At 55.6% G+C, this 8,314-nt stretch carries 9 protein-coding genes; 5 read left to right on the forward strand and 4 right to left on the reverse strand.

The features are described from left to right. The 3 genes from ACW9HW_RS27150 to ACW9HW_RS27160 all read left to right on the forward strand — a co-directional run. On the forward strand, nt 1-597 hold a 597-nt coding region (locus ACW9HW_RS27150), incomplete at its 5' end, for a scabin-related ADP-ribosyltransferase (protein WP_457402383.1). A gap of 3 nt (nt 598-600) precedes the next feature. Beyond that, the gene (locus tag ACW9HW_RS27155) at nt 601-999 is read left to right on the forward strand and encodes a hypothetical protein (RefSeq protein WP_457402385.1); all 399 of its coding nucleotides are present in this window, start codon (nt 601-603) and stop codon (nt 997-999) included. Between the two features lie 144 nt (nt 1,000-1,143). Further along, nucleotides 1,144-1,539, forward strand: coding sequence for a hypothetical protein (locus ACW9HW_RS27160; protein ID WP_457402390.1), 396 nt, complete (start codon nt 1,144-1,146; stop codon nt 1,537-1,539). Between the two features lie 1,107 nt (nt 1,540-2,646). On the opposite strand, the gene ACW9HW_RS27165 is transcribed toward ACW9HW_RS27160, so the two are convergent. The 4 genes from ACW9HW_RS27165 to ACW9HW_RS27180 form a co-directional block, all read right to left on the reverse strand. After that, nucleotides 2,647-2,859, reverse strand: a complete 213-nt coding sequence (locus ACW9HW_RS27165) for a hypothetical protein (protein WP_095196539.1) — start codon at nt 2,857-2,859, stop codon at nt 2,647-2,649. Nucleotides 2,860-3,011: 152 nt separating this feature from the next. Further along, on the reverse strand, nt 3,012-3,428 hold the full coding sequence (locus tag ACW9HW_RS27170; RefSeq protein ID WP_095196538.1) for a glycine zipper domain-containing protein: 417 nt from the start codon (nt 3,426-3,428) through the stop codon (nt 3,012-3,014). A 128-nt stretch (nt 3,429-3,556) separates the two neighbouring features. Beyond that, complete coding sequence (locus ACW9HW_RS27175; protein ID WP_095196537.1) at nt 3,557-3,991, reverse strand: DoxX family protein; 435 nt, start codon at nt 3,989-3,991, stop codon at nt 3,557-3,559. 103 nt (nt 3,992-4,094) lie between these two features. After that, nucleotides 4,095-5,516 carry an MltF family protein gene (locus tag ACW9HW_RS27180; protein ID WP_095196536.1) on the reverse strand — a complete coding sequence of 474 codons (1,422 nt, stop codon included), beginning with the start codon at nt 5,514-5,516 and terminating at the stop codon, nt 4,095-4,097. Nucleotides 5,517-5,753: 237 nt separating this feature from the next. Here ACW9HW_RS27180 and ACW9HW_RS27185 point away from each other — a divergent pair, with 237 nt between their 5' ends. Continuing rightward, nucleotides 5,754-6,563 (forward strand): TatD family hydrolase, encoded by an 810-nt coding sequence (locus ACW9HW_RS27185; RefSeq protein WP_095196535.1) that lies wholly within the window; start codon nt 5,754-5,756, stop codon nt 6,561-6,563. 207 nt (nt 6,564-6,770) lie between these two features. Beyond that, complete coding sequence (locus tag ACW9HW_RS27190; protein WP_457402388.1) at nt 6,771-8,252, forward strand: methyl-accepting chemotaxis protein; 1,482 nt, start codon at nt 6,771-6,773, stop codon at nt 8,250-8,252. Nucleotides 8,253-8,314 lie beyond the last annotated feature (62 nt).

The raw sequence follows: 8,314 nt of genomic DNA on the forward strand, positions 1-8,314 counted from the left end.
GGACGCTACCTGACCCCGGACCCGGTGAAGCTGGCGGGTGGGTTGAATGCCTACCAGTACACGCGCAACCCGACGGGCTGGGTGGATCCGTTGGGGTTGGCCGATTGTCCGGGTGGGGATGGGTGTAGAAAACCGGCAGGTGGAGTGCAGGATCCGGCGAGTAAGGCGAAGGTCGATCAGGGGGAGGCTCAGCTCCCTATTTATCCGGAGGAAAAATATTTATACCGTGGGGATGAAAAGCACCCAGACAAGATATTTGAGCAGGGATTTAGACCCAAAGGCTCCAGCAATGATTTGTTGCTCCACTCCCTTGACAGTAAAAATCCTCCGAGCAATTTTGTAAGCACTAGTCCTGATAGAGAAGTCGGACTTGATTTTGCGACAGGGTACAACACGCGAGGTGGATTTCTTTACACGATCCGTATGATTCCGGGCAGGGACTTGATTAAAGAACTCGGAAAAAAATACAAATTCTCTAGTGAAAAAGAAATTGCGATCCAGGGAGGTGTAAAAAAGGAGGACATTCTCGGTGCCACACCAATTGGTGCTAACGGCAGAGATGGTAAATACAGCATTTTAAATCCAAATAGGAAATAAAAAATGGAACGCGTTGAAATCATAATAATCAAGAATAAAATTCGCCAAAGGGCTGAGCTACTCTGTTACTCAGACCCCATAAAAATTATTTTCATCATGGAAGATGGCTACAGACATTCGTATTCTGGAGACGACTTCTACAAATGCTTTGGACACCTACGGGAGGACCATCCAGATATAGCTTTTTTGTGTAAAGGTGCAAAAATAAATGTCCACCCTTCCAGTATGTCTTCACAAATGACATTGGGTGTAAAAGCATATGAGCTTACTATGGGGAAACATACCTTGAGAAGTGACGTGGTGAATATTTTTGACCATGAAGAAAACAACCTCACAAACGACCCTAACGTGCAGCAAGATTTCTTTATTAAATGGTTTGAGTCAGACATCTTGGAAAAATAAGAACTGAAAAAATGTCACCATCGTCGTTTCTTCCGGCTGAAAACACTTTTCAAAAGTGCCGCTCAATCTCCGACCAAAAATTTCCGGGGTAGATTTATCATTAAATATCTGAGTCCTTTTTACTTTTCTCAAGAGGTAAAACCCATAAAACTTCTTACAATAACAATCGAAATAGATAACACCATTGAAACAGCAACAGTTGAATGCAATAGAAAAACACCAAGTCTGACATTCGAAATGAAAAACGGATTGAGAAAAACGTATGCAGCCTACGATCTGTTTGTATGCTTCGGCATGTTAAGGGCCGAACACCCAAAGATCAAATTTCTGTGTAAAGGAGCAAAATTGAATGTCCACCCATCAAGAATGTCATCTCAAATGTCCAATGGACTCGTCGCGTACGAATTAAAACTTGGCAAATCCAGCGAGGAAGAAGACATGGTACGCATATTTGATTATGACAATGAAAACATTACAAGCGATATTAAAGAGCAAATATCTTTTTATAAGAAATGGACAATCTCACTTGCTCAACAATAAACCCACCACCGCACCAACTTTTCATTAAAAACTCACTCGCACAATGTTTTTCCATCCACCAATACCATACCTTACTACCACAACCCAGAACAAATATGCCAAAAAGAAAAATAAAACTCAAGCTCGAAAACTCTATAGAAACTGCGATTCTCATAGACCATTACAGCAAATTGACGTTAATCAGAAAAAATGGATTCAGAAAAACATACACTGATGTAGATTTGTTTTTATGCCTTGCACAAATAAGACAAGAGTTCCACAACATAAAATTCCTGTGCAAAGGAGCAAAAATCAATGTTTTTCCATCCTCAATGTGTTCACAAATGAGTAATGGTGCCATCGCATATGAAAAGACTTTGGGAAAAAAAGCATCTTTCGATTCAATCGTTAGCATTTTCGATTTTGACGACCAGTACATTACTAACGACATTTCCGAGCAACGAGCTTTTCACCGACAATGGCTAAAATCTTTTTGGGACTGCGATTAATTTTTACGCTAAAACTTATCTACGACATGACTCTACTCGAAGTACAGCTCAATTTTTCAATAATGTGGATCTACCATGGGAGCCTTTGCTTTCGTCGTCGTGAGAACCACCCGTATTGTTTTATGAGAAATTGTGTACAGGCATTCAACCGACGCCTCAGAAGCCCAGCAAATCAGCTGGGCTTAAAACTATCAAAAACTAACTTTCACTGGTCACCAGTTCCCCCCGAACTACCTGATCCTCCAGACCCACTCCCAGAATCGCTCTCCATCGAACTTCCACCGCTCCCCGCCCCTCTGCTCTCCCCCGCGCTGGTGCTGCTCCCATTGGCATCCCCACCATTCCCACCGCCAATCGTGCCAGGCGGCAGTGCAGTCTCGGGCCCCGAGCCCGCGTTCATTTCCGTGGATGGCGGCATGCCGCCCTTGTCGACTGGCGCATCGTTGCCGGCCAATGCCCCCCATGAACCGAGTGACAACAATCCGGCCACTGTAAGGGCCGTGAATTTTGACTTGATCATGGTGCACTCCTTTCAAAGTGGCTTACCTGACTTCTGGCAGCAGCCACTTTTCAGGTGTGCCATTCAATCGACGAGCGGCATGGCATCGAGGGGCGCGAATCAACTGGGTTCGCTGGAACCCTCTTTATCGGCAATGTCCGGGTCCTTCGGGTTCCCCTCGACGTCGGTGCGTCTGACGTCTTCATTGGGGACTTGCTCGACACCCGCGTCATCGTCAGGTGGACGCTGATCGCGGCTCAAAGGGTCGGTCGGTGAAGGCAGCGGATACTCGGGGGTATCGTCAACGTCGGTGTCTTTTGGATCAGCGCTCATGGTGCACCTCGCAAAGAGCCTGAAAGGCAGGCCCTGGAATTTCGAGGCCGCAGCGAGGCTGCGCGTTCGATCGGGCAGACAATCGGTCAGTCTTGCGACAGAAACGAAAAACCCGGCGCTTGGCCGGGTTTCTGCTGTCGGGAAATGCCGACTCAGTGGTGTTTATTTTTGTGTTTATGCTTGTGCTTGTGTTTGTGGCCGCCACCGGAATGGCTGTCGTTATCGCTGCCCAGGTTGTTGCCGACAGCGCCACCCGCTGCCCCACCCAGGCCCGCACCGATGGTCGAGCCGGTTGAGCCGCCGATGCTGTTACCGATCACTGAACCGCTCGCCGACCCCAGACCACCACCGATCGCCGCTTCAGTACGGCTGCCCTTGGAGGCGCCGACCGCACTACCGGCCGCGCCGCCCACACCGGCACCAATTGCAGCGCCGGTACTGCCGCCCAATTGCCCCCCGACCACATTACCCAGCGCTCCGCCAAGACCACCGCCCACCGCCGCGGTACCGTCACCGGCCGCCATGGCCAGCGGTGAGAGCAAGAGCCCGAATACCAGGGCAGGCAACATGAGACGTGGGGCCCGATGGCCGTTAACTTCCTTGCCTTTGCAATTCGCTGTCATAGCGTGCCTCGAATTTCTCAGGGGTGTAGAGCTTTGAACGGCTAAACACAAAAACGTTCGCTGAGCGGTATCAATCAACCCGCGATAGCCCGGTCGGCCGACAGTTTGCCAGCCCCTTCGATCAATACCGCGATGCTGCCACCGAGCAGGGCCAGGGCAAACTCATAGCCGTTGTTGGCCATGAACAGACCGTTACTGATGTGCACCGAGAAGATCGCCACCAGGGAGAGGAAGGTCAGGCCCAGGGCTGCCGGGCGCGCCAGCAGGCCGATGATCAGTGCCAGACCGCCGAAGAACTCGGTCCCGCCCGCCAGCGTCGCCATCAGGTAGCCCGGCGCCAGGCCAATGCTTTCCATGTACTGCGCGGTGCCGGCCAGGCCGTAGCCACCGAACGCCCCGAAGAGTTTCTGCGCGCCGTGGGCAGCAAAGATGATGCCGACAAAAATTCGCAGAACGGTCAGGCCGTAGCCGGCGCGGGTAAACAGAACCTTGTTGATCAGTGTGCTCATGCTGTGTCATCCATTGTGAGTGTGTGTTGGTTGGCCGCCATACTAATCAGTAAAAATTATATTTAAAGCGCAAAAACCCGCTACAACACTTCAGTTTATTCGATCATTTCCGCAGGACAACCTTTTGCCCTTGGGGCTCCAACGACTCCCGCTCCCGATCGAACGCCAGGTAATACTTGTTCACGCTATTAACATAGCTGACAGGTCCCATTCCCACCTGCTCCATGGCGATGCGCTCAACCTGAAAGAACCACTGATTGGGATTCAAGCCCCGCCGCCGCGCCTCGGTACGCATCCCCTGAACCCGCTCCGGGCCGATGTTGTAGGCCGCCAACACAAAGGCCATGCGCTCGCGCTCGTTGAGCTTGGGGCTGGCGAAGAACTTGCGGCGGATCATCGCCAGGTACTTGGCCCCGGCCTGCACATTGGCATCGAGTTCCTGAATATTGCTGACCCCCACCCGCTGGGCCGCGGATGGCGTGATTTGCATCAGGCCGGTCGGAGCGCCGCCACTGCGGGCCTTGGGTTGCAGGCCGGATTCCTTGAACGCCAGCGCCGCCAGATTCAGCCAGTCCATGCCTTGGGCGTCGGCGTGTTTCTGCAACACCGGGCGAAGTTTTTCCAGACGCTGGCGGTCAGCCTTGGCCAAGGGATAATGGACTTGATAGAGACGCCGATAGATTCGCAGGAAAGCCGCGTCCTGATCCGACGGTTTTTTGTAGCCGCCGAGGAATCGGTCAATGCTGGCCCGCAGCATTGACGCATCGCGGCGCACGAACCAGTACTCCTCACCCGGGTCGCTGATTTGCACCTGCCGGTCCAGGCGCAACTTGGGCAGGATCTTGCCCCAACGTTCGGCAATCGGTTGCTCGACGATGGTCAGGTGAAAGATCCCCCCCTGGACCATCTCCAGCACATCCTCGACCGCCAGGCTCGGGTCGACCCATTCGATATTGACCGGCGGCAGCTTGTTCAAGGCAAGTTTCTGATTGATCTGGCTGACCGCATCACCGGCGGCACTGCCGGTGGGCAGCGCGAGGGTTTTGCCCGACAGTTGCTCGAGGCGGGTGTAGCGACGTTCGCCCTTGATGCCCACCAACACCAGGGGAATGTTGCTGGCAATCGGTTCGCTGGTGCTGACGGCGAAACCCGGGCGCAGGTCGAGCAATTCCCCGGGAGCCACCAGGTCGCCCTCCCCGCGCTGCAATGCGCCGAGCAGTTGGTCCTTGGCCTTGGGGATGATCTTGAGGGTGATTTCCTGACCGTCACGGGCATGACCGTTGAGGTACTGTTCGAAGGCGCGCAAACGGTGATATTCGACGCCGATGGCTTGGCCCTGGACTTCGCCTGAACTGTTGCGGCTCTGGTTGACCAGCACGCGCAGCACACGACTGCTGCGGATTTCCGTCAGGTCGCGCACCTTGGCCGCCGGCACGGCTTGCAGCGGTCCGGGCAGACGCGCAACCGCCGACATCGGCAGCAGCAGCGAACAACACAGCAGTAGCAAAACCGAGGGACGAATCATCCACTCTCCGGAAAGAATTCGGGTCGATCGCATGGGTATTTTCATGCAATCAAAATGTCTGAAACCGGGCGCCTGAGACGCTGGAAAAGTGCGAAAGACTGGCACAATGATGGCACCTTGACCATCCTGTCCTGCCTCGCGGAATCAAAAGACAGCTATAACTCGTTGTAGTTCTTGGTTTTTCTTATAAATCTACAGCTCTGATATGCTTTCCGGCCTTTGGTCCGAGGTAGCACCATGCAACTCATCGATATCGGCGTCAACCTGACCAACCCCAGCTTTGCCGACAAACACCAGGCTGTACTCGACCGTGCCTATGCCGCCGGGGTCTGCCAATTGGTGCTCACCGGCACCAACGTCGAGGGCAGCGAGCAGGCGCTGGAGCTGTGCCGGCAACTGGATGAAAGCGGGCAACGGCTGTTCGCCACCGCGGGCATTCACCCCCACGCCGCCAGCGACTGGAACGCCGACAGCGCCCGCCACCTGCGCAGTCTGCTCAAGGAGTCGAACGTGGTTGCCGTGGGTGAATGCGGCCTGGATTTCAACCGTGATTTCTCGCCCCGCCCGCAACAGGAAAAAGTCCTCGAAGAGCACCTGGCGCTGGCGGTCGAGTTGCAGTTGCCGGTGTTCCTGCATGAGCGCGATGCCAGTCAGCGACTGCTGGAGATCCTGCGCGACTACCGCGACCAATTGCCGGCGGCGGTCGTGCACTGCTTCACCGGGGAACAAAAGGCGCTGTTCAGTTACCTCGACATGGACCTGCACATCGGCATCACCGGCTGGATCTGCGACGAACGCCGGGGCACGCATCTGCATCCGCTGGTCAAAGAGATCAAGCGCGGACGCCTGATGCTCGAAAGCGATGCACCGTACCTGCTGCCGCGCAGCCTGCGTCCAAAGCCGAAAAATGGTCGCAACGAACCGGCGTATCTGACGGAAGTGCTGCGGGAGGTGGCGTTGCACCGCGCAGAGACTCAGGAAGACCTGGCGGCGCACACCACCGCCTGCGCGCGGGCGTTTTACGGGTTGCCGACTATCCCCCAGTAAACACATATCCCCCTGTGGGAGCGAGCCTGCTCGCGAAGGCATTGGAACATTCAGCACTGAGGTGACTGTCAGACCGCATTCGCGAGCAGGCTCGCTCCCACAATGGGAAAGCGCTGCCTGTTGATCCATATCAAGATTCGGCACCCCGAATAGCGGCACAATGCTGGCACCTTGCCAAAACTGTTTCCGCTATCAGAGAAGACCTCCATGGGTGCTTGGCTTAGCAATATCTCGCTGAAATACAAATTCTGGGCGGTGAATGCCGTCGCCTTCGTCACCACCCTGCTATTGGTGCTGTACGCCGTGCAGCTCGAACAACAGGCCCGTAGTCATGCTGCCCAGGTATCGGCCCAGGCCCAGGCGCGTTTGCTCGGCACTTGGCCTTCCGGGCAGCCTCTGCCCAAAGCGGAGAACCTCTTGACCTTCAGCCGCGACCAGGCACCGGTGCTCGGCGGGCAACCCATACCTGAATTGACCCATGCAAACGGCTGGGTCGAGATCAACGCCCTGCCGATTTTCGGTGACAACCTGCTCATTGGCGCCGAGGTATTCACACGCGCGGACGGCCAGCAGGTCGCGGTGATTGCCCAGGGTCCGAGCCTGAGCCAGGTGTTCGGCGAGCGCTTCGCAAATTATGCGGTAGCGGTGTTCATCCTGATGCTGGTCATGCTCGGCGCGTCGCAGTTACTGATCCGCTTCCTGCTTAGCCAACTCAATACCTTGAAAGACGTGATGCTCCATGTCGAAAAAACCGGCGACCTCTCGGCTCGCGTCCCGCTGGCATGCAACGACGAAGTCGGACAGATGGCCAATGCGTTCAATGCCATGCAGGCCGGCTATCAACGGGTGGTCAACACCGTCGCCAACACGGCTCGCCAACTGGACGACGGCGCCGCACGGCTGGCGGCGAGCATGAATGAAGTGCGCCACGGTATGTTGGGCCAGCAGAGTGAAACCGATCAGGCCGCCACCGCGATCAACGAAATGACTGCCACGGTCCACCACATCGCCCAGCATGCCGGCGCCACCCGCGACCTCTCACAATCGGCCGATACCCTGGCCGGCAGCGGGCAGGCGGTGGTCATGCGCGTACAGCAGTCGATTGCCGGCTTGTCCACCGGGGTGCAGCAGACCGCCGAGATGATTCAGCGTCTGGCCGAAGACAGCCAGAAGATCAACGGTGTGGTCAATGTGATCCACAGCATTGCCGAGCAGACCAATCTGCTGGCGCTGAACGCCGCGATTGAAGCAGCCAGGGCCGGTGAAATGGGCCGTGGCTTTGCGGTGGTCGCCGATGAAGTGCGCAACCTGGCCAAGCGTGTGCAGACCTCCACTGACGAGATCACCGTGATGGTGGCGGCGCTGCAGGCCGGCACCCGGGATGCCGTGGACTTCATGCAGGAGAGCTCGTTCAAGGCCGACGACTGCGTACAGCAAGCACAGGAGGCTGGCACTGCCCTGGCGCAAATCACCGGGGCGGTGGCGCAGATGCGTGAAAGCAATACCCAGATCGCAGTGGCAGCCGAACAGCAGAGCCAGGTGGCGGAAGAGATGAACCGGGCGGTGGTGAGCATCCGCGATGTCACCGAGAACACCGTGCAGCAGACGGTCGCTTCGGCGATTACCAGTAACGAGTTGGCGTTGTTGGCCGGGGAGTTGAGCAAGGCCATAGGGCAGCTCAAGCTGTAAGGGCCTTTTCGCGAGCAGGCTCGCTCCCACAGGGGTACGCGATCAACTGTGGGAGCAAGCCT

The sequence above is a fragment of the Pseudomonas sp. SDO5532_S415 genome (assembly GCF_054071155.1).